Genomic DNA, 24,542 nt, shown 5'->3' with positions numbered 1-24,542 from the left:
GAGACTCAGGATGCGGCTTCAGGTGCAGATGGGGGTATGGGTGCGACGGGTGGCGGCGGCAGCGGGTGGCTACTGGCGCCGGGCAGGTCGGCCACCATCGGGAGCGTCGCTGTGATGGTGCAGCCCTTGCCGGGCGCGGTGTCGATGCGCAGTTGGCCGCCCATCGCCTCGATGCGGTGGCGCATGCCGCGCAGGCCGTGCGAGTGGATGCCGACCTTGTCCGGATCGAAGCCGATGCCGTCGTCGCGAATGCGCACGAACAGGTGGCTGGGGTACTGGTGCAGGAAGGTCTGCACCGAAGAGGCCTTGGCGTATTTGGCGATGTTGTTGAGTGATTCCTGGATGACGCGGTAGATCGTCAGGCGCAGGTCTGCGTTGTGGATGGAGACGACCTCATGGTTGCTCTCGACGCCGACGCCGGTGGTGTTGGTAAAGCGCTGTGTCAGGATTTCCAGTGCGGCATTGAGGCCCAGCGTGCTCAGCGTCGAGGGATGCAGATCCTCGATGATGCGGCGCTTGAGCGAGATGACCTGGTTTAGGGTGTCGCTCAGGTGCGCGATGCGCTCCTTGATCTCGGCATTGCCCATGTCGATGCGCGGACGCAGGCGGGCGATGTCGAGCTTGGCGGCAGTCAGCAGCGCACCCAGTTCGTCATGCAGCTCGCGGGCCAGGTGGGCACGTTCGTTTTCGCGCACCTGCTGCAGGTAGCTGGCCAGCTCGGAGAGCGAGGCGGTGCGCTGGCGCACCTGTTTCTCCAGGGCGTCGCGTTCGTCCATCAGGCGCTGCTGGATCTGCGCGTCGATGCGCTTGCGCGCCTTGACCTGCCGCAGATACAGCCAGAAGGCCAGCAGGGCCGCAGCGCTGAGGAAGGCAACGCCGATGCGCGAAATCAGCAGCGAGCGCAGCAGCGTCTGCCGGCCCAGGCGCATCTCCTGTCCCTGCTCCTGGACGATGTTGTCGCTGATGGCCTGGATCGACTGCAGCGGCTCCGATGCGCGATCGGCGCTCAGCAGGAATTGCAGCGCCTCGGGTTTGTCCTGCTGGAAGAGGCGCAGGCTCAGGTCCATCTCCGACATTTGGTAGATGACTTCTTCCTGCAGTTTTCCAAAGGTGGCGCGGTCGGCGTCACTGGCGGACAGGCGCGTGGACACTGCGCCGAGCTCATCGCGCAGGTGCTGGCGGCTTTGCTGATAGAGATCGAGATGTTCAGGCTGGCTCGAGAGCATGTAGCCGCGCAGATGGGTCTGGGCATTGAACAATGCCTGCACCAGGCGATTGATGTCGGCGCGCCTGTCCTGGTAGGCAAAGGTCTGCTGCGCCGCATGGCGCGCCCCCTGGTAGGCGATCTCGTTGATGCTCAGGAAGGCTGCGGCCAGCATCAGCGCCAGCACCAGCAGAAAGGCCGGGTCGAGCAGCTTTTCCCGTTCTTGGGCCATTTTCGGTAGGGGCATGTAAGGGTTTGTCTTGTGGGTCGGAGGGCGGCGCGGTGGCCGGGCAGGAAATGCGGGTCAGATCGTCCGGCGCCATGATAAGCTTGCCGCGCTTTGGCATTGCCGTATTCGAAAAAGGAGCCACCATGATCGCTGTAGGGATTGTTGATGATCACGCCATCGTCCGTTCGGGACTGCGGCAATACCTCTCCGAACATGTGGATCTGCGCGTGGTCGGCGAAGCCGCGTCCGGGCGCGAGGCCATCGATCTGGTGCGCCAGCAGGAGATCAATGTGCTGATCATGGACCTGTCCATGCCCGGCCAGAGCGGTCTGGATGTGCTGGCGATGCTGCGCGCCAAAGCGCCCGACATGGGCATTCTGATCCTCAGCGGCTACCCGGAGGAGCACTATGCCGTCAACCTGATCCGCCAGGGCGCCAGCGGCTACCTGAACAAGGAGTGCGATCCGTCCGAGATCGTCGAGGCCATCCGCGTCATCTCGCTGGGCAAACGCTACATCAGCCCCAACGTGGCCGACTTGCTGGCCCAGCACCTGGGCCGTGGCGAGGACGAGGGCCTGCCCCACGAGCAGCTCTCCGAGCGCGAGTTCCAGGTTTTTCTCAAGCTGGCCAAAGGCAAGACGGCTGGGGAGATCGCCGACGAACTGTCGCTGAGCGTCAAGACCGTCAGCACCTACCGCACGCGCCTGATGACCAAGATGGCCTTGCACTCCAACAGTGACCTGACCTACTACGCCCTGAAAAACGGTCTGCTCGACTGAGATCGAAAAATCCGCGCCGTTTGCCGGAGTGCGGGCGTTTTCCTGTATATAATCTTGGGCTTGTTCCTCGATAGCTCAGTCGGTAGAGCGACGGACTGTTAATCCGCAGGTCCCTGGTTCGAGCCCAGGTCGAGGAGCCACTATTTCCAAGGGGCAGGCCATCCGGTCTGCCCCTTGCCGTTTCTACGTAGCTGCCGTGTAGCCGAGCACATTATCCAGCCGATCGGCCGCAACGCGCAAGCCCTCCGGCGCAACGTGCGCGTAGCGCTCCACCATCACCAGAGATTTCCAGCCGCCCAAGCGTTGCAGCTCATGCGTCGGCGTGCCAGCCTGGCGCTGCCAGGTCGCCCAGGTGTGGCGCAGGTCATGCCAGTGGAAATCCTCGATTCCGGCGCGAGCTAGTGCCGCACGCCATGCCCGCGTCGAAATCTGTTCCACCGGCTTCGCGTTGAAGGTGAAAACGTATTTCGCGTTCAGGCCGTCCCGCCTGTTCAGAATGTCCATGGCGGTCTGATTGAGCGGCACCCCGTGCGCTTCCCCGTTCTTGAACTGGTCGGCAGGAATCCGCATGTGGCGGCGGGGCATGTCTACCCATGCCCATTGCAGCAAGCGCACATTCGCGGCACGCAGGCCCGTTGAAACCGCGAACAGCGCCATATCCGCCAGATGCGGTGGCAATTCCCGGTGCAGTCGCCAGAACTCTTCCCGCGTCAGCGCCCGGATGCGGCCATTGTTTTCCCGGAACAGCGTCATCTTGGGGATGTGGTCGATCCATTCCCATTCATGACACGCCTTGCGCAGGATGGAACGCAGCAGCGCCAGATAACGATTGGCGCGTGCCTTGCTGGCGATCCTGGCACGCTTGGCCTTGATGCGGTCGATTTGCGCCCGGTCGATCTCGTCAAGCCATTTCCCCCCTAGTTCAGGGGTCAGCCATGCCAGCATGGCCTGGTCCTGTTTGTGCGTGCGCTTGTGGCTGGTTTCCTCCAGGAACTTGGCGACGGCATCTTCCCACTTGCGGCGCGGCTTGACACCCAGCCTGGCCTGCTCCCAGCGCTCGACCTTGAGCCGGTCGTGGAATGCCTGCGCATCCCGCTTGCTGGCCGTGCCGGTGCTGATCTGCAGCGGCTTTCCACCCTCGCCGGGGATCGGTGGCAGTTTGACCCACCAATTCGGGGAATCCTTGCGTTTGTAGAGGCTCATGCGCAGGCCTCCCGCAATGCTGGATCGAGCATGGCCGGGTCATGCTGCACGTGGTAGCTGAACGGATCGATGCGGCTCGGATAGCCGGGTCTGCGCAGCCGGTCCACCACTTCGGCGTAATCGCCGCCGAACACTTCCAGCGCGAGATTCACCAGCTTGCCGCAGTGCTGCTTGGCGTTCTCGATGGCGCGGTCGAAGGCGATGCATGCGCCCTTGGCGATGGTCTTGATGCGCGACTGTTCCTCGCTCAGGAAGGCCAGGCACGGATACGCTCCGGCGAGATAGTGGCCAGGGTGGGTGAGGGCGTCGTATGGAATGAACCTGTCCTGGTCGCGCCATTCGACTTCCACGCGCACCCAGCCGCTTTCCGGGTCGCCCAATTGCTTGCCCTTTTCGTAGATGCGGCAGAGCTTGCCGCTGGTGCGGTTGCCGATGTAGAGGGTTCGACCCTTGCGCGCTTCATTGCCGGCCAGCCAATCGCCTACGGTTTCGTGTGCAGGCCGACGCCCGCCTGCATTGAAGCCATCGGCCCGATACTGCTCGACGGCCCAATCGATGCTGACCTGCTGGCCCTGGAAGTCATCATGGGCCAGGTCCACGCGCTTGAGCTTGGCGCGGTGTTCCTCCAGCCAGGACGCAAGCCCCTGCCAGTCAAACACCATGCCGCAACCCTTGCCCATGAGGCTGACGTAGACGCGCCCGCGCTGACTTTCGCCGCCCCAGGCGATGACGCCCGCACCATCGCCCAGCCGGGCGGAACAGCGGAAGCCGAACATGCCGCGGCGTTGTTCGAAGCCCTCCAGAACCATGAAGCGGCGCAGGTTCTCCAGCACCCAGGGATAGGACAGCTCGTCGGGCGGCACGATGCTGAAGGCCAGGGCATCGACCAGGGCCGCACCCGGATGCGAGGATGCGTCAGGCTGCAGATGGCGTGTCACGACCAGCCGCGAACCCGTAACGTAGAGTTCGACAGGTTCTCCGGTGTCCTGGTCGATCCCTGCGTACTTCGGGGCCTTCTGTTGCTTTCCTCCCGTGGTTACTACACGGGGGGCTGGCGCTGTGGTGGATTTCAGCGGGCGCCCGCCCGCCGCGCAAGTGTCCCCGCGAGCGGGGCCCCTCTGCGCGGCGGGCATGCGTCCGCTTATGTCTTCCGCATTTCCATGCGGAACGTCTGATCTATCGTTGGGGAAAAACACGCGAACTCCAATGCTGTGATTGGGGTTCGCTGACAACATAGACATGCAGCAGCGAACCCCGGATGAAAGGGAATTCGCAACAGCATTATTTGCGTTTGTGAGGACTTGTGATCGCTTGCTACCTAAGCTCAACCTTTTCTATTCGGTACGCGAGCTTGGCGCGGATTTTGGTATGCCTCTGCAGCCCCTACAAGTTCCGACGGGCCAGTCCGTTAGTTGCAACGCAAATGCTATCACGGATTCGCTAAGCAGGCGGTGCCTACAGCGTCCCCGGCCCATCGTCGTCAACGGCCCGAAACTGGTACGTGACGCGGCGGCGCTCCCGGTCGCATTCCGCCACCAGCTTGAAGCGGTGGCCGATCACGTCCAACAGGATCGGGTCATCGGAAAGCAGATCGGCGATACGCATCACGTAGATATCCTCGACCGACCTGCTCATCTTTTGCGGTGGCGTCTTCTTCATGCGTCAGCCCTCCCGCGAGCGGTCAGCAGGGGGGGCACCCCCTTCTTGCGCTTCGCTCCAGCCCCCGGAGGGGCGCTGCCCCTCCCGCCAGCGGCCCCCACCCCGTTTGTCTTCAATGAATCCATGCGTAGCTCCTGCGTAGCTGTTGTCAGAAAGTCGGGCCACGTCAGCAGGTACGGAGAGACGGAAATTCCGCGTTCATAAGAGCCATTTGCCAGTCACGCAAAAAACTCTGCTATGATCGCGGGCTTCTTTCCCCGATAGCTCAGTCGGTAGAGCGACGGACTGTTAATCCGCAGGTCCCTGGTTCGAGCCCAGGTCGGGGAGCCATATTCGAAAGCACTCCCATGGTGCGTCCGGTCCGGGCGCCACGATGGCGGTGCTTTTTCTTTGTCCGGGATGGTCGCTGGGCTGGGAAAGAGCACCTATGTCTTGCTCTTGCGAGGCTCGTGCGTTCCCCGATCGGGATAGATCAGCCATTGGCCAAAGCCGACTCGGGTGGGCGGCCAGTCTGCGGCGGAGCGGATGCGGCCATCGGGCCGCTCCTGCAGCAGGGCCAGCGCGTTGAGGACGCCCGCATGAGTGATCCAGAGCCGGGGCGCATCGTCGGTGTCGGCGATGCGCCGGTGATCGTCGAGCATGGCGGCTGCGCGGCCGATGATGTCGGTCACCGACTCCCTGCCACCGAAGCGATGGCTGGCAAAGTCCGCCGTCCAGGCGTCGATGGCGGGTTTCGGGATCTGGCGCCAGGGCACGAGTTCCCAGCAGCCGAAATCCATCTCATTGAGGCGCGCATCGGTCTGCCAGTCCGCCAGGTCAGGCCTGAGCGCCGCCAGTGCGGTGGCCAGTGCCTGGGTGCGCTGCCGCTGCGAAGTGGTGATGCGGCTGCCTTGCGGCAGAGCAGCGGCCAGGGCTTCTGCACAGGTCTGCAGATGTGCAGTATCCAGCGGCACTTCGCTGGCGCCGTAGCAGGTCGGCTCGGCCTGCACGACGCGGGGGTGGCGCATGATCCACAGGGGCATGGCCGGTTCCCTGTTCAGGCCGGCGCGCCGGTGCGGCCCAGGCCGGCCAGCAGCACCAGGTAAAAGCCCAGTTCGCCCAGTTGCTGGGCCGCGCCCAGTCCGTCGCCGGTGAAGCCCTGCAATCGGACCTTGAGCCGCCAGCCGACCAGGCCACCGCCGGCCAGCGCGCCCAGCAGCGGCAGCCACCAGTCGAGGTGTGGCAGAGCGATGGACAGCAGCAGCAGGATCAGCGCCACCCAGACCAGCGCCACCAGCACGGTGCTCGCGGCGACATGGGAGGCAATCGGCTTGGATTTGGATGACGGCCTGTCGCCGATGTGCGGCAGCCACGCGGTGATGAGGATGGGCATCATGCGTGAGCATGCATGGGCGCCCAGCAGAGCCGCACCGCCCAGCAGCGCTGCTGGCTGCCAGCCGGCCATGGCAGGCAATGCAACGCTGGCGGCCTGCACCACGGCGGCCAGCAGCGCCACTTTGCCCAGCAGTGCCATGGCGAGGGCGATGGCACCGAAGGCGCCGATGCGCGAATCCTTCATGATCTCCAGTGCGCGCTCCCTCTCATGGCTGCCGCCCAGGCCATCGGCCAGGTCGGCCAGGCCGTCTTCATGGAACGCGCCGGTCAGCAGCAGGCCGGCGCTGGTGGCCAACAGCGCGGCGACCCAGGCCGTGGCGGGCACCATCTGCACGCTGGGCAGCAGCCACAGCATGGCGGCCAGCACGCCACCCGAGAGCAGGCCCACCAGCGCGCCTACGCCGGGCAGATGGCCGAGTGCGCGCGGCAGCCACTCGGGTTGGTAACCCATCCAGCGCGCGAGCCCACCGGTGACGGGAATGCGCGTGAAGTACTGCAGTGCGAGCAGAAAATGCCGCAGGCCCTGGCATGGATTCATGGGATGCTCTGGTTCGAAGTCTGGCCGGAAACCTGGGCCGACTCGAAGCTGGCCATCTCGCGCAGGATGCGGCAGGCCGATTCCAGTAGCGGCCAGGCCAGCGCCGCGCCCGAGCCTTCGCCCAGGCGCATGTCCATCTGCAGCAGGGCCCGCACGCCCATGGCATCGAGCATCAGGCGGTGGCCCTGCTCATGCGAGAGGTGCGAGAACACGCAGCGCTGCAGCACGTTCGGCTGCAGGCGCGCCGCCACCAGTACGGCCGCGCTGGTGACGAAGCCATCGACGACGATGACGCGCCGCTCCAGCGCGGCTTGCAGTATGGCGCCGACCATGCCGGCGATCTCCAGCCCTCCCATCGCGGCCAGGACGTCCAGCGGTGCGTGGGCACCGGCATGGCGTGCCAGCACCTTGCGCAGCACCTGCAGTTTGCGCGCGAACGCCTCGCCCTGCACGCCAGTGCCGGCACCGGCGCAGGCCTCGACGGGCTGGTCGATCAGCCGTGCCAGCAGCAGCGCCGCGGCGGAGGTGTTGCCGATGCCCATCTCGCCCAGCAGGACGGCGTTGCCCGGCACGGCCTGGACGGCGCGGCGTCCGGCGGCGATGGCCTGCGCACATTGCTCCGCTGTCATGGCCGGCTGTTCGGAGGCATCGGCGGTGCCGGTGGCGACCTTGCAATTCATCAGGTCAGGGTGGGGCGGCAGGGCCTGCGCCACGCCGCAGTCGATGAGTTTGAGCGCGATGCCGTGCTGGCGGGTCAGCACGCTGATGGCGGCGCCGCCGGCGAGCATGTTGCGCACCATCTGCCAAGTCACGTCGGCCGGATAGGCCGAGACACCCTGGCGGGCCAGGCCATGGTCGGCGGCGAAGACCAGCGCCTGCGGCGCCGTCAATGCCGGCGCCGTGCTGCCGAGGATGCGGCCGAGCTGGTGCGCCAGATCTTCCAGGCGGCCGAGCGCGCGCAGCGGCTTGGTCTTGTGGTCCAGCAGCGAGGTGAGACGTTCGGAGAGGGCGGGGGCATCGAGCGAGGCGATAGGGGGAATGCCGTCCGCGATGGGGGTGTCGGGGGAGGAAGTCATGGTTCGGTGCTGCACGGGGAGTGCAGTATGCTAAGCGCAATCATGCGCCAGACCCTCAAAAGCCCCGCCCACAGCGAACTCGTCATCAAGAAAAGCCGCTTCATCGCCTGTGTGCAGCCGGTGGAGGGGCGCGCCCAGGCGCAGCAGGTCGTGCTGGAGTTGTGGCGCCAGCACCCGGAGGCGCGCCATGTGTGCTGGGCCTTGATGGCCGGTGGCGAATCGGCCGCAGTCGATGATGGCGAGCCCAGTGGCACGGCCGGTCGGCCGATGCTGGAGGTGCTGCGCCATCAGCACCTGGAAGGGGTGCTGGCCACGGTGGTGCGCTACTTCGGCGGCGTCAAGCTGGGTGCGGGCGGTCTGGTGCGGGCCTACACGGATGCCGTCGCACAGGCGCTGCTGGTGGCCGAGAAAGTCGAGCTGCAGGCGGTCTGCGCTTTGGCTTTTGCGGTGCGGTATCCGCAGGAGGGCGTCGTGCGGCATCTGTTGCAGCAGCATGGCGTCACGCAGTGGGAGGTGGCGCACGACGAGCAGGTCACGGTGCACGCCAGCGTTGTCGAGGCCGTGGCGCCGGCCCTGCGGCAGGCGCTGGTCGACGCGACGCAGGGGACGGTGCGCTGGCTGGATTGATCGGCTGCCTGGATGGATCCGCTGTCGCGCATGCTGTAACCCAGGTGACCGAAAACGCCCCGGACCTGGGGCTGCCACGGTTGATGGTGCCGGTGATCGCCGATAGCCTGCGGGCGACTGTTCCTGGAACCTGCGCGCGAGCGCGAAAAGATTGTGAAGCAGCAAGATCGCCGGCAGGTTCTCACCCATTCGCCATCCTGGAGGTTCGCATCATGGCCTTGTATGACCCGTTCTGGCCGAATCACATCCCCCGCACCATCACGCCGCCGGCCAGTTCGGTGTGGCACAACCTGGCCGTCAGTGCCGCGCGTTTCCCGGACAAGGCGGCGCTGGTGTTCTTCGGTACCGAGACCTCGTATGCCGAACTGGCCGCGCAGGTCGAGCGGCTGGCCGCCTACCTGCACGGACTGGGCGTGCGGCGCGGCGACCGGGTCATCGTCTTCATGCAGAACTGCCCGCAACTGGTGGCCGCGCACTACGCCATCCTGCGCGCCAACGCGGTGGTGGTGCCGGTCAACCCGATGAATCTGGCGCACGAGTTGCAGCACTACATCGAGGATTCGGGCGCCAGGGTGGCACTGAGCACCGGCGACCTGGCACCGCAACTGGCCAAGGCTTCCGACGCATTGCCGGCCGGGCAGCGCCTCGAACATCTGATCATCTCCCAGTTCACCGACGCCTTCGATCCGGCCGTGCAGGGTGAGGATGCACCGCCACCGGCCTGGCAGGACTGGCTGTGCCGCGATTACCCGCCGCCCGCCATCGCGGGAGCGCAACTGCACCGCTACCGGGACGCGCTGGCTTGTACGGCGGCTGCGCCCGAGCATGTGGTGGGCCAGGAGGACCTGGCCGTGCTGCCCTATACCAGCGGCACCACCGGCCTGCCCAAGGGCTGCATGCACCTGCATCGCAGCATCAACTACAACGCCGTGGCCTCGACCCTGTGGGGCTACCACAGCATGCAGACCGTCACGCTCTCGGTGGTGCCGATGTTCCACATCACCGGCATGGTGGTGGTGATGCACGGCGGCATCTACCTGGGCGCCACGCAGATCCTGATGCCGCGCTGGGACCGCGACCTGGCCGGGCGCCTGATCTCCAAGTGGCGCGTGACGAGCTGGACCAACATCCCCACCATGGTCATCGACCTGCTGGCCAGTCCGAACTTCGCCAGTTACGACCTCACCAGTCTGCGGCACATCGGCGGTGGCGGGGCCGCCATGCCGCAGGCGGTGGCTCAACGCCTGCTGGAGCAGTATGGGCTGCGCTACGTCGAGGGCTATGGCCTCACGGAGACTGCCGCGCCCTCGCACAGCAACCCGACCGACCGGCCCAAGCAACAGTGCCTTGGCATTCCGCTGATCGGTGTCGATGCGCGCATCATCGACCCCGACACGCTGGCGGAGCTGTCGCCGGGCGAGCAGGGCGAGATCATCGTCCGCGGCCCGCAGGTGTTCGAGGGCTACTGGAAGCACCCCGAAGCCACTGCGCGGGCTTTCATCGACTTCGAGGGCGAGCGCTTTTTTCGCACCGGCGATCTGGGGCGCACCGACGACGAAGGTTACTTCTTCATCACCGATCGCCTCAAGCGCATGATCAATGCCTCGGGCTTCAAGATCTGGCCCGCCGAGGTCGAGGCGCTGATGTTCCGCCACCCGGCCATCCAGGAGGCCTGCGTGATCGCCGCGCGCGACGACTACCGCGGCGAGACCGTCAAGGCGGTGGTGGTGCTGCGCCCCGGCCATGAGGACACCGATGCCGAGCAGATCATCGCCTGGTGCCGCGAGAACATGGCCGTCTACAAGACGCCGCGCATCGTCGAATTCGTCCAGGCCCTGCCCAAGAGCGGCAGCGGCAAGGTGATGTGGCGGCTGCTGCAGGAAAAAGAGCCGGCGTGAGCCGGCTCCCGGGCGGCGGCGCGGGCACAGGGGCATGGCGCGGCGGCCAGGCCGGCGCTGGTGCTGTCCGCGGACGGCGGCGGGCGCGCTGCGCTGGTGTATAAACAGCGCTTCGCGAACCCTTTTTCATCGAAAAGACCGCCCACATGCCCGTGGAAACCGCCATCCTCAGCCCACGCCAGCGCGCCTGGCGGCGCTTCAAGCGCAACCGCCTGGGGTACTGGAGCTTTCTGCTGTTCGCCGCCATGCTGGTGCTCGCCCTGCTGGCCGAGCTGCTTTCGAACGACAAGCCGCTGGTGCTGCGCTACGAGGGGCAGTATTACTTCCCGATCGTCAAGCACTATCCCGAGAAGACCTTCGGCGGTGATTTCGACACCGAGGCCGACTACCTCGATCCGTTCATCCGCGCGCGCATCACCAGTGACGGCAATTGGGCACTGTTTCCGCTCAATGAATATGGCTCGCGCACCATCAATTACCACAGCACCGCACCCGACCCGGCGCCGCCGTCGGCCGACAACTGGCTGGGCACCGACGATCGCGGGCGCGACCTGCTGGCCCAGTTGCTCTATGGCTTTCGCGTCAGCGTGCTGTTTGCCATCGCGCTCACCGCCATTGGCGTGGCGCTGGGCGTGCTGGCTGGCGCCATCCAGGGCTTCTTCGCCGGCAAGGTCGATCTGGTCGGCCAGCGCTTCATCGAAGTCTGGAGCTCGATGCCCGAGTTGTTCCTGCTCATCATCCTCAGCGCCATCTTCCAGCCCAGCATCGTGCTGCTACTGGTCATCCTGAGCATCTTCGGCTGGATGGGCCTGTCGGACTACGTGCGCGCCGAGTTCCTGCGCAACCGCCAGCTCGATTACGTCAGGGCCGCGCGTGCGCTCGGCGTGGGCAACTGGCAGCTGATCCGCCGCCACATCCTGCCCAACAGCATGACGCCGGTGGTGACTTTCCTGCCGTTTCGCATGAGCGCGGCGATCGCCTCGCTGGTGGCGCTGGATTTCCTGGGCCTGGGTGTGCCGCCGGGCACCCCCTCGCTGGGCGAGCTACTGGGCCAGGGCAAGAACAGCCTCGACGCCTGGTGGATCGGCACCTTCACCTTTCTCGTGATGGTGGTCACGCTGCTGCTGCTGACGCTGATGGGCGACGCCCTGCGCGATGCGCTGGACCCGCGCAAGACGCTCTCCGAGGTGGCTCCGATCCAGCCCGATGACGACGAGGCACCGCCCGGCGAAGCCGTGCACCGCCAGCCTCCGGAGGCCGTCGGTCTCAAGGGCGGGGTGCTATGAGCGAGGCCCTGCATCCCGACCTGCCTCACGATGCGCCGCTGCTGGACGTGCGCGGCCTGCGCGTGGCCTTCGGCCAGGGGCGTGGTCGCAAGAGCGTGGTGGCTGGTGTGGATTTCCGGATCCAGCCTGGCGAGAAGCTGGCGCTGGTGGGCGAGTCCGGCTCGGGCAAGACCGTCACTGCGCTGAGTCTGCTGCGACTGCTCGAAGGCGCGCAGGTCTCGGGCCAGGCGCAGTTCGACGGCCAGGATTTGTTGCAGCTGGGCGATGCCCGCCTGCGCGCCGTGCGCGGCGGCGAGATCGCCGTGGTGTTCCAGGAGCCGATGACGGCACTCAATCCGCTGATGACGGTGGGCCGGCAGATCGCCGAGGTCGTGCAGCTCAAGCAGGGGCTGGCGCGGCCCGCGGCCTGGCAGGCTGCCGTCGAGTTGCTGCAGAAAACCGGCATCCCCGAGCCCGTGCGCCGCGCCGCGGCCTACCCGCACCAGCTCAGCGGCGGCCAGCGCCAGCGCGCCATGATCGCCATGGCACTGGCCAACCGGCCCAAGCTGCTGATTGCCGACGAGCCCACCACCGCACTGGACGTCAACCTGCGTCTGCAGATCCTCGGGCTGCTGGCCGACTTGCAGCGCGAGACCGGCATGGCCATTCTGCTCATCACGCACGACCTGCACCTAGTGCGCCAGTTCGCCGACCGCGTGGCCGTCATGCAAAGCGGCCACATCGTCGAGCAGGGGCCGGTGGCGCAAATTTTCGAAGTGCCACAGCAGGCCTACACCCGCAAGCTCATCGGCAGCCGCCCGGCGCGCGACGTGGTTGCGCTGCCCGAGCCGCCAGGCCCGCTGTGGCTGCAGGCGCGTCAGCTGGAGGTCGACTACGAGGTGCCGCTGGGCGGGCTGCGCGGCTGGTTCCGCAAGGGCCGCTTTGCCGCCGTCAAGGCGTTGGACTTCGGGCTGCATGCGGGCGAGACACTGGCTGTCGTTGGCGAATCGGGCTCGGGCAAGACCACGCTGGCACAGGCCGTGCTGGGCCTGTTGCCGTGCCGTGGCGAACTGCTGCTGGACGGCCGCCGCTGGCAGCAGCCGGCCGCCCGCAACAATGCCCATAACCAGGGCTTGCGGCAGCATGTGCAGGTGGTGTTCCAGGATCCTTACTCGGCGCTCTCGCCGCGCCTGACGATCGGCGAGATCGTCGAGGAAGGTCTGCTGGTGCATGCACCGACGCTGGCGCCGGCTCAGCGGCGCGCCCGGGTGCTGGCCATGCTCGCCGAGGTCGGGCTGGACGAGGCGCAGTTTTCGGGCCTGCTCGAGCGCTATCCGCATGAGTTCTCCGGCGGCCAGCGCCAGCGCATTGCGATCGCCCGGGCCCTGGTCGTCGAGCCCGCCGTGCTGGTGCTCGACGAGCCAACCAGTGCGCTCGACGCCACCATCCAGCAGCAGGTACTGGCCTTGCTGCAGCGCCTGCAGCGCGAGCGGGGCCTCGCCTATCTGCTGATCACCCACGATGTGGATGTGGTGCGCGCCATGGCACACCGTGTGCTGGTCATGAAGAATGGACAGCAGGTGGAGGCGGGTACCGTCGAACAGGTGCTGGGGCAACCCCGGCACCCCTACACCCAGGCACTGGTGGCGGCCGCCGGCATGGGCCGGCAGGACAGCCGTCCACAGCGAAGTCAGGGCTGAGCCGTACGGGCCGCCGCGTCGGCTTGCGCAGCAGTTGCGTCCATCATCATCAGGTCCGTGAAGCCTTCTTCGGTGCAGGGCGGCTCCAGCATCGAAAACACGCTGCGGATCGCCGCTTCTGGCACCAATTCATCGCCAGTTCGCCGCGCATTCCGCGACAGGGCCAACTCCAGTGTCACCTGGACCCATACGCCAATGACCGGTATGCCATGTTCGCGCGCCAACCCAATGGCGCGCTGGCGATGTCGGCGGGCGGGCAGGGCTGCATCGAGAAACAGTACATTCGAATCGGAGCGAGCCTCCTGCTGCGCAATCCAGTGGGTCTTGCCACCGCCTTGCAGGCCCATGACCAGGTAGAGGCGGCTGCGGGCCGGATCGGCGTGCTTCAGTGCTGCTGCGAGGTCCCGGTAAAGCTGTTCCCAAGCCTGGGCATTGCGCTCGGAGGTGTAGATCCGGCCTTGAGGCGTCTGCAGATACGCATCCGGGTTGAATATCCGTGCAGACATGGGCAGGCGTTCAGCGGAAGGCCACGTCGGCGTGGCTGCGCAGCTTGCGGCTGTGCAGGCGCACGGCCTCCTGCACCTGCAGGATCTCGATGGCCTTGATGCCGATCTGCAGGTGCTGCAGCACGCGGCCGCGATAGAACTGGTCGGCCATGCCGGGCAGCTTCAGCTCGCCATGCAAGGGCTTGTCGCTCACGCACAGCAGCGTGCCATACGGCACGCGAAAGCGATAGCCGTTGGTGGCGATGGTGGCGCTTTCCATGTCCAGTGCGATGGCGCGGCCCTGGCGGAAGCGCTGCAGCGGGATGCGATGGTCCAGCAGTTCCCAGTTGCGGTTGTCGGTGCTGGCCACCGAGCCGGTGCGCATTACGCTCTTGAGGGCCACGCCCTGCACGCCGGCCACTTCGGCCACGGCCTGCTCCAGGGCCAGCTGCACCTCGGCCAGCGCCGGGATCGGCACCCACACCGGCAGATCGTCGTCGAGCACGTGGTCGTCGCGGATATAGCCGTGCGCGAGCACGTAGTCGCCCAGCTTCTGGCTGTTCTGCAGGCCGGCGCAATGGCCCACCATGATCCACGCATGCGGGCGCAGCACGGCGATGTGGTCGGTGATGTTCTTGGCATTGGCCGGGCCCACGCCGATGTTGATCAGGCTGATGCCCTGGTTGCCTTCCCTGACCAGGTGGTAGGCCGGCATTTGCGGCAGCCGCCCGGTGGCGCCGCCGCTGTGGCGGCCGGATCGACTGTTGGCGGGGTAGAGGTGGCCGGCAGGCGGCGTGTAGCCCTCGCGCCAGGTGACGCGGTTGCCCGGTTCGATGAAGGCGATGTAGGGGCTGGCCGGATCCTGCATCTGCGCCAATCCCATGCGCACGAACTCTTCCACATAGAACTGGTAGTTGGTGAACAGCACGAAGTTCTGGAAACATTCGGCCGAGGTGCCGCTGTAGTGCCGCAGGCGCTGCAGCGACAGATCGACGCGCTGGGCCGAGAACAGCGACAGCGGCATGGCCTCGCCCGGCGCGTAGAAGCGCGTGCCATTGGCGACCGTGTCGTCCACTGCGGCCAGATCGGGTGCATCGAAATACATGTGCATCAACTGCTTGCGGGCGAAGTCGAAATCGGCCTCGGCCAGGCCTTGCTCGCTGGCGGCGAAGTGCACCGGGATTGGCTCCTGGCTCAAGCCCACTTCCAGCGGCACGCCGTGGTGGCGGATCAGCAGCTCGAACTGCTCGCGGTAGTAATGGGCGAACAGGTCGGGGCGGGTCAGCGTCGATTCGTAGCGGCCCGGCCCGGCCACGAAGCCATAGGCCGACTGGGTATCGAACGAGGCCAGCGCGCTGCCGGCGGTGGGGGCCGGTTCGATGCGCACACAGGGGTAGAAGGCCTGGATGCGGCCCGTGTCCTCGCCGGCGATGAAGCGCGCCAGACCCTCGCGCAGATGGGCAATCTGCTGGTTGTAGATGGTCTGCACGGCCGCCAGCGCGCTGGCGGCATCGTGATGGAGGCTGAAATGGGGAGTTTGCGTCATGCGGATGGTGGTGGCAGGGCCCGTGGCGGTGTCGTGCTTGCGGAGACGCCCGGGCGCGTCAGGAGGCGGAGGTCGTGTTCTGGGCGCCTGTACTCTCTTGCAGGGATTATGCCGCCGAACAAGTCCGCGGCATGACGGCGCAAGACGTGCAAGACCCCAGCCCCCCCGGCGGAGCTAATGGCTCCGGATGCTCTGTAAACTTCGGCAAAGCCCGCGCGTTGTAGTTGGACGCGTCGAACTTGCGGCCCTCCCGGCCCTCCAAGCCTCTTCCCACGCAGGGCCGCGTGCCGGCACCGCCGGCGCGGCATATGAGTACACGATTGACAGAAAGGTGAGGATGAAGAAATCCATTGCAATGCTGGCTTTGTCGCTGGCGTCCAGTCTGGCCATGGCCGATGGCCTGCAGGCGCTCGATGCGTTCCTGCAGAACGTGCGCTCGGGCCAATCGAGCTTCACGCAGACCGTCACCGCGCCGGAGCGCGACGGCCAGCCGGGCCGGGTGAGCCGCTCGAGCGGCACCTTCGCCTTCGAGCGGCCCGGCAAGTTCCGCTTCGACTACCTCAAGCCCTTCCCGCAGCAGATCGTCGGCGACGGCACGACCCTGTGGGTGTATGACGAGGATCTGAACCAGGCCACCTCGCGCCCGCAGCAACAGGCACTCGACAGCACGCCGGCGGCGATCCTCTCGTCGGCCACTTCGCGCGCGTCGCTGGAGCGCGACTTCACGCTGCAAAGCGGCCCTGCGGCCGATGGGCTGCAATGGGTGGTGGCCACGCCCAAGGCCACCGATGGCCAGTTGCGCAGCGTGCGCATCGGTTTCCAGGGCGAGCACCTGGCGGCGCTGGACATCGAGGACAGCTTCTCGCAGCACTCGGCGCTGCGTTTCGAGAACTTTGAACCCAACGCGCCGGTCGATGCGGCGCAGTTTCGCTTCACGCCTCCGGCCGATGCCGACGTGATCCACGACGCTGCTCAGTGATGCCGCCCGCCAGGGCGGCGGCTACAGCCACTGCAGCAGCAGGCCATAGGCCAATGCGCCGGCCAGCGTGGGCATGGCGATGCCCTTGACGCGCAGGCGCAGCAGCCAGACCAGCAGCAGTGCCAGCGCTGCGGCGATGATCTGACGGCCTGGCAGCCCCTGCGCCGGGCCCGCCGTGGCCGGCAGAGACAGCAGCGAAACCATCAGCAGTGCGGCAATGGCCGCCGGGCCAATGCCAGCCAGCAGCCGTTGCAGTGCCGAGGGCGCGGCATCGGCCAGCGGCCGGCGAAGCCGGCGCCGGGCTTGCCGCAGTGGCAGCCAGCGCAGTGCAAAGGTGCCCACGCCGCTGAGCAGGATGATCCATTCGATGCGCGACATGCGGTGATTTCCGTTCAGGCGTGGACGAGGGCACGCTGGCGCTGGCTCAGCGCATGGCAAGCCGCGCCCAGCACGATGGCCAGCACCAATGCATGGTGTGCCGGCAGCCACCGGGACAGCAGCGCAGCGGCCAGCGCCGCTGTGCAGACGGCCATGCGCCAGCGACGCAACCCGGCGTCGAGCAGCAGTGTGAAGAAGAGCGCCGGCAGCACGAAGGCCAGGCCATCGCGCAGCCACTGTGGCCAGGCGCCCAGGTCTCCCACCAGCAAGGTTCCGCACGCGGTGCCGGCGATCCAGGCCGCATAGGCGCCCAGCGCCATGCCCGCATACCAGGCCTGGCGCTGCCTTGGAGGCACCTGTCCGATCTTGCTCATGCTGGTGGCAAACACTTCATCGGTCAGTCCGAAGGCCAGCAGCGGCGAGGGCAATTGCGGGCCGTGACCGGGCGCCGGCAACTGCGTGGCCAGTGCCGGCCCGTAGAACACATGGCGGAGGTTCATCAGCAGCACGGTCGAGACGCTGGCGGCCAGGCCGGCGCCGGAGCCCAGCAGGCTGATGAGAAGGAACTGGCTGGCGCCCGCATACACGAGCACGGATACCATCATCACGGCCCAGGCCGGCAGCCCCGCTTCCATGGCCGCCAGGCCAAACGAGATGGCGACCGGGAAATAGCCCGCCGCAATGGAGAGGCTGCCGCCAAGCCCTTTGAGGAATGCGTGCATGGGAGTGGGAATGGGTGAGGAGCCCCCGCAGCGGGCGGCCAGAAGCAGAAGAGTGACCTCGGATTCTACGGAATCCATGGCGCCTTTTCAGTGCGGTTGGAGGACGGAATGGCCACCGGATCGTGCCAAGAGATGCGTTTTTCGATACCGGGAAGCAACTGAGAAGAATTTGGTATCGATGGCAACAGAATGCCTGCCAAGGCCCGCCGCAGCGCAAGAGCAGGCGGCGCGGTGCCGATATAGTCGAGCCCTCCAAGGAGTTGCCATGCCCGTTTCCTATTCCAATGTATTCCTGCAGTCGGCCAGCGCCTGGTTGCCCGGTGAGCCCGTCGACAACGACGGCATGGATGCCTATGTGGCGCCGCTCAACCGCCTGTCGGGCCGCATCAAGCGGCGCATCCTGGCCGAGAACGGCATTCGCCAGCGGCACTATGCCATCGATCCCGCAGGGCAGACCGTCATCGGCAACGCCGGCATGGCTGCCGCTGCCGTGCGCCAGTGCCTGTCGCAGGCCGGCCGTCAGCTCGCCGAGCTGGGCTACCTGGCCAGCGGCTCATCGGGCGGCGATGCGCTGATGCCCGGCTTTGCCAGCATGATCCAGGGCGAGCTGGCGGCGCCGCCGATGGAGACGCTTTCGGTGCATGGCGTCTGCGCCGCCAGTGTGGGGGCGCTGCAGGCGGCCGCGCTGGCCATCGAGCATGGTCGGCAGCCGTTGGCGCTGGCCGCGGCCAGCGAGATGCCTTCGCGGCTTTTCAAGCGTTCGCGCTATGCCGCGCAAGGTTACGAAACCGACTTCGATGCCCACTTCCTGCGCTGGATGCTCTCTGATGGCGCCGGGGCGGTACTGCTGGGCGGGCCGGCCGCCTTGCCCGGCAGCGGGGCAAAGCCATTGCGGATGCGCTTGCGCTGGAGCCATCTGCGCAGCTTCGCCGGCGACTACCCGGTATGCATGCAGCTCGGGCTGACGGCCGACCGGCACACCAGCCACCTGGACTTCCCGTCCTGGGGCGCGGCCGAGGCGGCCGGCGCGCTGGCGCTGCGGCAGGACACGCGGCTGCTGCCGCACCTGTTCGATGTCTGCATCCATGAGTACGCGCAGCTGGCGCACCAGGGCTGGCTGCCGGCACGCGGCATCGATCATTTCCTCTGCCACTACTCATCCGAGCGCTTCATCCCGGTGGTGCAGGATCTGCTGGAGAAGGCGCAACTGGCCATCCCGCGCGAGCGTTGGTGGAGCAACCTGGCCTGGCGTGGCAACACCGGCGCCGCCTCGATCTTCATCATGCTGGCCGAGTTCCTGCAACAGGAAAAAGCTCGCCTGCGGCCGGGCGATACGGTGCTGTGTTTCGTGCCCGAGTCGGGGCGCTTCACGGCGGGTTATCTGCTCTGGGAGGTCGAGGCGCATGGGGAGGATACCGGCGCCTCCACAGCTGCTGCTGTGACCGCCGGGGTACGGCCTGCCAACACAAGCGACAGCGCAAACACGAACACGAGCACCAGTGGCAGTGGCAGTGCCATCACCGCGCCGGCTGAAGCCGATGCCCCGGCGATTGCACCGCCGCACGACCCGGCTGCGGCGCCACCGCAGTTGGCGTCCCTGCTGACCGAGCTGGCCAGCATCTGGCACGACTACCGCTCGCAGGTCTGGCGCACGCCGCTGGTGCAGCGCATCCGTGGCGGCGCCATGGCGGTGGACGACTATGTGCAGTGGATGCAGCAGTGGATTCCGCAGGTGCGCGAAGGCAGCTTGTGGATGCGCGAGGGCGCGGCCTCGCTGACGCAGCGCCATGCCGCGCTGGCGGCGCTGATCAGTCTGCACGCGGGCGAGGAGCAGAACGACTTCCTGGTGCTGTTCAGCGATTACCGCAAGGCCGGCGGCACGGCCGAGGACATCACGCAGTTGCGCCGCAACCCGGGCGGGGAGGCGCTCAACGCCTACCTGCACGGGCTGGCTGCCACGCCCGACCCGCTGGGTCTGCTGGGCGCCATCTACATCATCGAGGGTACCGGCCAGCGCATCGTGCCCAGCCTGCTGCCGCTGCTGCGCGCGAGCCTGCCGCTCGGGCCCGAGTGCTTCCGCTTTCTCGAATACCATGGCGAGAACGACGAAGACCACCTGGAGCGCTGGCTGGTGGCCGTGCAGATGGCCGTGGCCGGTGACGATGGCGCGCAGGTCGCGCGCGCCATCATCGCCACGGCGAGGCGCACCGCGCAGCTCTATCTGATGCAGTTCGAACATGTGCTGACCGGAGACCACGCATGAGCACCGACTTTCGCGACCAGCCGCACGACGAGCGTGACCCCAGCCCCTGGCTGGCGCTGTACCTGGACCGGAGCACGCCGCTGCCCGATGCCGTCAAGGCCGCCTGGCTGCGCGATTCCAGCAGCGCCTCGCGCCAGTACCTGTTGCCGTTCGCGCGGCCGCTGGCGCGCCTGTCGATCGTCCTGATCCAGCTCGTCAAGGTGCTGCTGCCAAGGAAATGGGCGCACTCGCGGCTGCTGCACCGCCTGCTGGCCTGGAGCATGCGCAACTTCATCTCGCCGGAGGCCAACTGGTTCATCCTGCGGCACTTCCATCTGGGTTCGCAGGTGCTGTCCTTCGTCGCGCGCAACGCGCCCACGCCAGTGGCCACCAGCCCGCTGGAGCCGCTGGCCATCGATGACGTCAAGGACGAGTTGTTCCTCAAGCACGACCTCAATCTCTTCAACTTCGTGATCCGCCTCAATACCGCGCTGCGCGCCGCGGGCGCCGAACTGGGGCCGGTGGCCGAGCCGGATTTCTCGATGATCGTCGAGCCGCCGCTGCGCCTCGAGGACCTGCCGAGCGGACGCCTCAATGTGCTGGATTTGCAAACCGCCATCGAGCTCTACACGCCGGTCTATCAGTTGCTGCTGACCGACCACGATTTCTGGCGTGCCAGCAATTCGCTGCAGCTCGATGAGACCGTGGCGATCTACGTGGCCCGCATCCTTGCCGCACCCGAGCATCTGGTGCTTCTCAACAACAAGCACCCGCTGGTGCCTGAGAGCACGCTGCGCGCCGGTCACCGGCTGGTGCTGCACGGCCTCTCGACGGAGATGCTGCATTGCCTGCTCAGCCGCATGGCCAGCGGAGAGGTGCCGCTGCCCAGCCGTGCACTTGCGCAGCCCGCACAGAACAGGGCCCATACCGCCACGCCATTGACGGAAAGCTGATCAAGGCCTTGCGCTGCGTTGGCGAGACGGCCGTTTTCGGCGCAGGCGCTCGGCACCCTGTGCCGGCGGCTGCCCGAACTGGCGGCGGTTTTCGCGGCTGAACAGGTTCCTATCTGCCTGCGCCATGAAAAACACCCCGCCAAAGCGGGGTGCATGGAGCGCCTCGTGGCGCGGTGATGGCTTGCGCCTTGTCTTTACTGCGCGGCAGCCTTGGCCTGTTCGAGCCAGCCATCGAAGGTGGCCTGGTTGGCCTTGATCCAGGCATCCACGTGGCGGTTGATGTCGGCGGCGCTGTTCTCGCCCTGCTGCATGCGCAGGTTCTGCGCATTGATGTCGGCGATGGGCAGCCGCATGACGGCGAACAGCTTGGCCGCGGCCGGGTTCTGCTCGGCAAAGACCTTGTTGGCGACGATGTGCTGGGTGTTGACCGGGAAGCCATAGTTCGAGCCATCGGGCAGCTTGGTCTCGACCTTGGCCTGTTCACCCGGCAGGGCGGTGAAGGGCACCTGCAGCCAGATCACGTCCTGGCCGGGCTTGAGCACGCCGCTGACCCAGTAGGGCGTCCAGGTGTAGTAGAGCACCGGCTGGCCTGCGCGGTAGCGTGCGATGGTGTCGGCGATCAGCGCCGAGTAGCTGCCCTGGTTGTGGGTCACGGTATTGCCCAGTTCATAGGCCTTGAGATGATGTTCGATCACCGCCTCGCAACCCCAGCCGGGATTGCAGCCCGTGAGATCGGCCTTGCCGTCACCATTGGTGTCGAACAGCTTGGCGATGGCCGGGTCCTTGAGCTGCGCGAGGTTGGTGATGCCATGCGCGTCGGCGGTCTTCTTGTCGATCAGGTAGCCCTGCAGCGAGTTGTTGACATAGGTGCCCTGGCGGTAGAACTTGGCGTCGCCGCCGGCGTTCCTGTAGAAGTCGTCGTGCAGCGGCTGCCAGTTGACGGCCATGAAGGTTGCGTCGCCGTTGGCGATGGCCACGAAGCCGGTGACGTACTCGGTCTCCTGGGTGGGCTTGATGGTGTAGCCCAGTTGCTCGAGCGCACGGTTGACCAGCTCGGTCTGGAAGCCTTCCTCGGCGATGGAACTCTTGGTGGCTTGCACGGTAACGCCTTTGCCGGGCAGGTCCTGTGCCTGTGCCGCGCCCAGGCCGAGGCCGAACAGGGAGGCGGCCAGCAGGTGGCGCAGCGCAAAGGGAGAGATGGTGGTTTTCATGGAGACTCCTTGGGGTCAATGATGAATGGAAGAGTCGGCTGGCGGGCGAGGCCCGGGCCTAGCGGGCGGCGGCGAGCGCCTGTTCCAGCCAGCCGTCGAAGGTGGCCTGGTTGGCCTTGATCCAGGCATCGACATGGCGTTCGATGTCGGCTTGCCGGTTTTCACCCTCCTGCATGCGCAGGTTCTGCGCGCTGATGTCGCCAATGGGCAGCCGCATGATCTCGAACAGCTTGGCCGCTGCCGGATTCTGTTCGGCAAAGGCCCGATTGGCGGCGATGTGCATGGTGTTGACCGGGAAGCCATAGTTCGAGCCGTCGGGCAGCTGGGTGTCGATGCCTTTTTGCTCGCCGGGCAGCGAGGAGAAGGGCACCTGCAGCCACACCACGTCCTGATCGGGCTTGAGCACGCCGCTGACCCAGTAGGGCGTCCAGGCGTAATAGAAGATCGGTTGGCCGGCGCGGTAGCGCGCGATGGTGTCGGCGATCAGTGCCGAGTAGTTGCCCTGGTTGTGGGTCACGGTGCCGCGCAGGCCATAGGCGTCGAGGTGGTGTTCGATCACCGCCTCGCAGCCCCAGCCGGGGTTGCAGCCCGTGAGATCGGCCTTGCCGTCACCATTGGTGTCGAACAGCTTGGCGATGGCCGGGTCCTTGAGCTGCTCGACACTTGTGATGCCATGCGCGTCGGCGGTCTTCTTGTCGATCAGGTAGCCCTGCAGCAGGTTGGTCACATAGGTGCCGGGCCGGTAGAACCTGGTGTCGCCGCCGGACTGCTTGTAGAAGTCGTCGTGCAGCGGCTGCCAGTTGGTGGCGATGAAGGTGGCATCGCCATTGCCGATGGCCAGGTAGGCGGCCGAGTAGTCGGTCTCCTGGATCCTTTTCACGTCATAGCCCAGCTTCTCGAGGGCGCGCAGCACCAGCAGCGTCTGGAAGGTTTCTTCGGCGATGTTGGTCTGCACCGGTTGCACGGCCACGCCCTTGCCGGGCAGCGCGTCCTGCGCGGCGGCGGGGGCTGCGCCCAGGCTCAGGGCACAGGTGACGGCAAGCGTGACAAAAGTGGCAAGGGTGGCGGCACTGCGAAGTCGAAGGGTTTTCAAAGGCATCCGTTGATGGTCTCCATGTCTGGGTGGTCGAAAGCGGTGGATTCAGGCTTGCTGTGCATGCCCGGGGTCGGCGGCGACCGGCTGGCGCGCCGTGCCGGCCTGCTTCTGGCCGGCGCGGGGCGCGGCCTCGGCAGCGTCGGCGGTATTCGCCTTGGCGGGGCCCGCCGCGGGCTTGGGTGCCTGCAGGCGGCGCAGCAGGCCGAGCGGGCCGTTGTCCCGCCAGGACTGGCCGCCGCGTTTGGGCTGGCCCATTGCCTGGGTGATGCGGTCGAGCATGATGGCCAGCAGCACGATGCCCAGGCCGCCGACGGTGGCCAGGCCCATGTCCAGGCGGCCGATGCCGCGCAGCACCATCTGGCCGAGACCGCCGACGGCGATCATCGAGGCGATCACCACCATCGACAGCGACAGCATCAGCGCCTGGTTGATGCCGGCCATGATGGATGGCATGGCCAGCGGCAGCTGCACCTTGGCGAGCATCTGCATGGGCGAGGCGCCGTAGGCCTTGGCGGCCTCGATCAGGTCGGGCCGCACCTGTCGGATGCCCAGGTTGGTCAGGCGCACCAGCGGCGGCAGCGCGAAGACGATGGTGACGATCACGCCTGGCACGTTGCCGATGCCGAACAGCATCACCACCGGCACCAGGTAGACGAAGGCCGGCGTGGTCTGCATGGCGTCGAGTATCGGGCGGGCAATGCGCTGCGCCCGGTCACTGCTGGCTAGCACGATGCCCAGCGGCAGGCCGATCAGCATGCAGAACACCAGCGAGGTCAGCACCAGCGCCAGCGTGATCATGGCTTCGGGCCAGACGCCCAGCATGGCGACCACGAGCAGCGAGATCAGCGAGCCGATGGCGACACCGCGGCCGGCGAACTGCCAGGCCAGCAGCGTTAGCAGGCCGATCATGCCCAGGGTCGGCACGGCCAGCAGTGCATCCTGGATGCCGCCGAGCGTTGCGTCGATGGGGGTGCGAACGGCCTGGAAGAAGGGGCGGAAGCTGGCGACGAACCAGGCCAGGCCATCGTTGATCCAGCTCTGGATGGGCAGGGAGCCGTCCCACAGCTGGTTGATCTGGAAGCCCTCATTGACTGGCGTGGCACTGCTGCCTGCGGAGAGCCAGTCATTGCTGCCGGCGCCCGCGGCGTCCGGTGTCGCACCGGCACTGCCGCCCCAGGGATTGTCCGCAGGGGTTGATGCGGGCGCTTCGGCAGGCGCGCTGCCGGCTGTTGCCCAAGGGTTGCTGCCATTGCTGGCCGCGCCGCTGGATTCGGCTGCCGCAGCCGGTGGCGCGGCGGTGGTGGCCCAGGGGTTGTCGGTGGCAACGGTGTTCTGGGCCAGCAGTGTGGTATGGGTGGTATCTGTCATGGTGCGTGTG

Annotated in this window: 22 protein-coding genes and 2 tRNA genes; 10 read left to right on the top strand and 14 right to left on the bottom strand. The window is 66.6% G+C overall.

The features are described from left to right. Positions 1-5 precede the first annotated feature (5 nt). Entirely contained in the window at positions 6-1,451 is a 1,446-nt protein-coding gene (locus EV687_RS05325) for a sensor histidine kinase (RefSeq protein ID WP_122226777.1), read from the bottom strand. Positions 1,452-1,576: 125 nt separating this feature from the next. Between EV687_RS05325 and EV687_RS05320 the strand changes: the two genes are divergently transcribed. Together EV687_RS05320 and EV687_RS05315 are read left to right on the top strand one after the other, a co-directional pair. After that, the gene (locus EV687_RS05320) at positions 1,577-2,212 is read left to right on the top strand and encodes a response regulator (protein WP_122227237.1); all 636 of its coding nucleotides are present in this window, start codon (positions 1,577-1,579) and stop codon (positions 2,210-2,212) included. A 64-nt stretch (positions 2,213-2,276) separates the two neighbouring features. After that, positions 2,277-2,352: transfer RNA gene (locus EV687_RS05315), tRNA-Asn, on the top strand. Positions 2,353-2,395: 43 nt separating this feature from the next. Here the strand turns inward: EV687_RS05315 and EV687_RS05310 are convergent. From EV687_RS05310 to EV687_RS05300, 3 genes are all read right to left on the bottom strand, one after another. Next, positions 2,396-3,415: a tyrosine-type recombinase/integrase gene (locus EV687_RS05310; protein ID WP_122226776.1), complete on the bottom strand. Its 1,020-nt coding sequence runs from the start codon at positions 3,413-3,415 to the stop codon at positions 2,396-2,398. Next, positions 3,412-4,353, bottom strand: coding sequence for a replication initiation factor domain-containing protein (locus EV687_RS05305; protein WP_162846556.1), 942 nt, complete (start codon positions 4,351-4,353; stop codon positions 3,412-3,414). The genes EV687_RS05310 and EV687_RS05305 overlap by 4 nt, the downstream gene beginning before the upstream one ends. Positions 4,354-4,870: 517 nt before the next feature. Further along, positions 4,871-5,074: a hypothetical protein gene (locus tag EV687_RS05300; RefSeq protein ID WP_130466457.1), complete on the bottom strand. Its 204-nt coding sequence runs from the start codon at positions 5,072-5,074 to the stop codon at positions 4,871-4,873. 254 nt (positions 5,075-5,328) lie between these two features. Between EV687_RS05300 and EV687_RS05295 the strand changes: the two genes are divergently transcribed. After that, a tRNA-Asn gene (locus EV687_RS05295) sits at positions 5,329-5,404 on the top strand. 95 nt (positions 5,405-5,499) lie between these two features. Here the strand turns inward: EV687_RS05295 and EV687_RS05290 are convergent. Genes EV687_RS05290 through cobT form a run of 3 tightly spaced genes read right to left on the bottom strand, consistent with a single transcriptional unit; the run spans position 5,500 to position 8,062 of the window. Then, positions 5,500-6,096 carry a histidine phosphatase family protein gene (locus tag EV687_RS05290; protein ID WP_122226773.1) on the bottom strand — a complete coding sequence of 199 codons (597 nt, stop codon included), beginning with the start codon at positions 6,094-6,096 and terminating at the stop codon, positions 5,500-5,502. A 14-nt stretch (positions 6,097-6,110) separates the two neighbouring features. Further along, positions 6,111-6,986 carry an adenosylcobinamide-GDP ribazoletransferase gene (locus tag EV687_RS05285; protein ID WP_122226772.1) on the bottom strand — a complete coding sequence of 292 codons (876 nt, stop codon included), beginning with the start codon at positions 6,984-6,986 and terminating at the stop codon, positions 6,111-6,113. After that, positions 6,983-8,062, bottom strand: coding sequence for a nicotinate-nucleotide--dimethylbenzimidazole phosphoribosyltransferase (cobT, locus tag EV687_RS05280; protein WP_122226771.1), 1,080 nt, complete (start codon positions 8,060-8,062; stop codon positions 6,983-6,985). Before cobT ends, EV687_RS05285 begins: the two co-directional genes overlap by 4 nt. 42 nt (positions 8,063-8,104) lie before the next feature. Between cobT and EV687_RS05275 the strand changes: the two genes are divergently transcribed. The 4 genes from EV687_RS05275 (at position 8,105) to EV687_RS05260 (ending at position 13,552) form a co-directional block, all read left to right on the top strand. Further along, positions 8,105-8,689 carry an IMPACT family protein gene (locus EV687_RS05275; RefSeq protein WP_122226770.1) on the top strand — a complete coding sequence of 195 codons (585 nt, stop codon included), beginning with the start codon at positions 8,105-8,107 and terminating at the stop codon, positions 8,687-8,689. Between the two features lie 212 nt (positions 8,690-8,901). Then, positions 8,902-10,587 carry a long-chain fatty acid--CoA ligase gene (locus tag EV687_RS05270; protein ID WP_122226769.1) on the top strand — a complete coding sequence of 562 codons (1,686 nt, stop codon included), beginning with the start codon at positions 8,902-8,904 and terminating at the stop codon, positions 10,585-10,587. A gap of 146 nt (positions 10,588-10,733) precedes the next feature. Continuing rightward, a complete protein-coding gene (locus EV687_RS05265; RefSeq protein WP_122226768.1) occupies positions 10,734-11,873 on the top strand; it encodes an ABC transporter permease in 1,140 nt (379 codons plus the stop codon). Then, positions 11,870-13,552 carry an ABC transporter ATP-binding protein gene (locus EV687_RS05260; RefSeq protein ID WP_122226767.1) on the top strand — a complete coding sequence of 561 codons (1,683 nt, stop codon included), beginning with the start codon at positions 11,870-11,872 and terminating at the stop codon, positions 13,550-13,552. Before EV687_RS05265 ends, EV687_RS05260 begins: the two co-directional genes overlap by 4 nt. On the opposite strand, the gene EV687_RS05255 is transcribed toward EV687_RS05260, so the two are convergent. Both EV687_RS05255 and EV687_RS05250 read right to left on the bottom strand, forming a co-directional pair. Continuing rightward, the gene (locus EV687_RS05255; RefSeq protein WP_122226766.1) at positions 13,543-14,058 is read right to left on the bottom strand and encodes an AAA family ATPase; all 516 of its coding nucleotides are present in this window, start codon (positions 14,056-14,058) and stop codon (positions 13,543-13,545) included. The two genes, EV687_RS05260 and EV687_RS05255, sit on opposite strands and share 10 nt — an antisense overlap. A 10-nt stretch (positions 14,059-14,068) precedes the next feature. Beyond that, positions 14,069-15,583 (bottom strand): AMP nucleosidase, encoded by a 1,515-nt coding sequence (locus EV687_RS05250; protein WP_122226765.1) that lies wholly within the window; start codon positions 15,581-15,583, stop codon positions 14,069-14,071. Positions 15,584-15,920: 337 nt separating this feature from the next. Between EV687_RS05250 and lolA the strand changes: the two genes are divergently transcribed. Further along, positions 15,921-16,562: an outer membrane lipoprotein periplasmic chaperone LolA gene (gene lolA / locus EV687_RS05245; RefSeq protein ID WP_122226764.1), complete on the top strand. Its 642-nt coding sequence runs from the start codon at positions 15,921-15,923 to the stop codon at positions 16,560-16,562. A 21-nt stretch (positions 16,563-16,583) separates the two neighbouring features. Here the strand turns inward: lolA and EV687_RS05240 are convergent, their stop codons facing one another. Further along, positions 16,584-16,940 carry an AzlD domain-containing protein gene (locus EV687_RS05240; protein WP_122226763.1) on the bottom strand — a complete coding sequence of 119 codons (357 nt, stop codon included), beginning with the start codon at positions 16,938-16,940 and terminating at the stop codon, positions 16,584-16,586. Between the two features lie 14 nt (positions 16,941-16,954). Continuing rightward, complete coding sequence (locus EV687_RS05235) at positions 16,955-17,662, bottom strand: AzlC family ABC transporter permease (RefSeq protein ID WP_122226762.1); 708 nt, start codon at positions 17,660-17,662, stop codon at positions 16,955-16,957. 265 nt (positions 17,663-17,927) lie between these two features. On the opposite strand from EV687_RS05235, the gene EV687_RS05230 reads away from it, so the two are divergent. Beyond that, on the top strand, positions 17,928-19,925 hold the full coding sequence (locus EV687_RS05230) for a StlD/DarB family beta-ketosynthase (RefSeq protein ID WP_122226761.1): 1,998 nt from the start codon (positions 17,928-17,930) through the stop codon (positions 19,923-19,925). Next, positions 19,922-20,857 (top strand): DUF6999 family protein, encoded by a 936-nt coding sequence (locus tag EV687_RS05225; protein ID WP_122226760.1) that lies wholly within the window; start codon positions 19,922-19,924, stop codon positions 20,855-20,857. Before EV687_RS05230 ends, EV687_RS05225 begins: the two co-directional genes overlap by 4 nt. Before the next feature lie 194 nt (positions 20,858-21,051). On the opposite strand, the gene proX (EV687_RS05220) is transcribed toward EV687_RS05225, so the two are convergent. From proX (EV687_RS05220) to proW, 3 genes are read right to left on the bottom strand one after another with little or no spacing between them, the layout of a single operon-like run. Then, entirely contained in the window at positions 21,052-22,068 is a 1,017-nt protein-coding gene (proX, locus tag EV687_RS05220) for a glycine betaine/L-proline ABC transporter substrate-binding protein ProX (RefSeq protein ID WP_122226759.1), read from the bottom strand. Positions 22,069-22,126: 58 nt separating this feature from the next. Further along, a complete protein-coding gene (gene proX / locus EV687_RS05215; protein WP_122226758.1) occupies positions 22,127-23,167 on the bottom strand; it encodes a glycine betaine/L-proline ABC transporter substrate-binding protein ProX in 1,041 nt (346 codons plus the stop codon). A gap of 42 nt (positions 23,168-23,209) precedes the next feature. Next, on the bottom strand, positions 23,210-24,532 hold the full coding sequence (gene proW, locus EV687_RS05210) for a glycine betaine/L-proline ABC transporter permease ProW (protein ID WP_122226757.1): 1,323 nt from the start codon (positions 24,530-24,532) through the stop codon (positions 23,210-23,212). Positions 24,533-24,542: the final 10 nt, after the last annotated feature.

Origin of the sequence: Corticibacter populi, from assembly GCF_004217315.1 — a bacterium.
GTDB classification, from domain to species: Bacteria; Pseudomonadota; Gammaproteobacteria; order Burkholderiales; family Burkholderiaceae_C; genus Lampropedia; species Lampropedia populi.
Note: the sequence above shows the minus strand (reverse complement) of the source record. Positions and strands in the feature narration are given on the sequence as shown.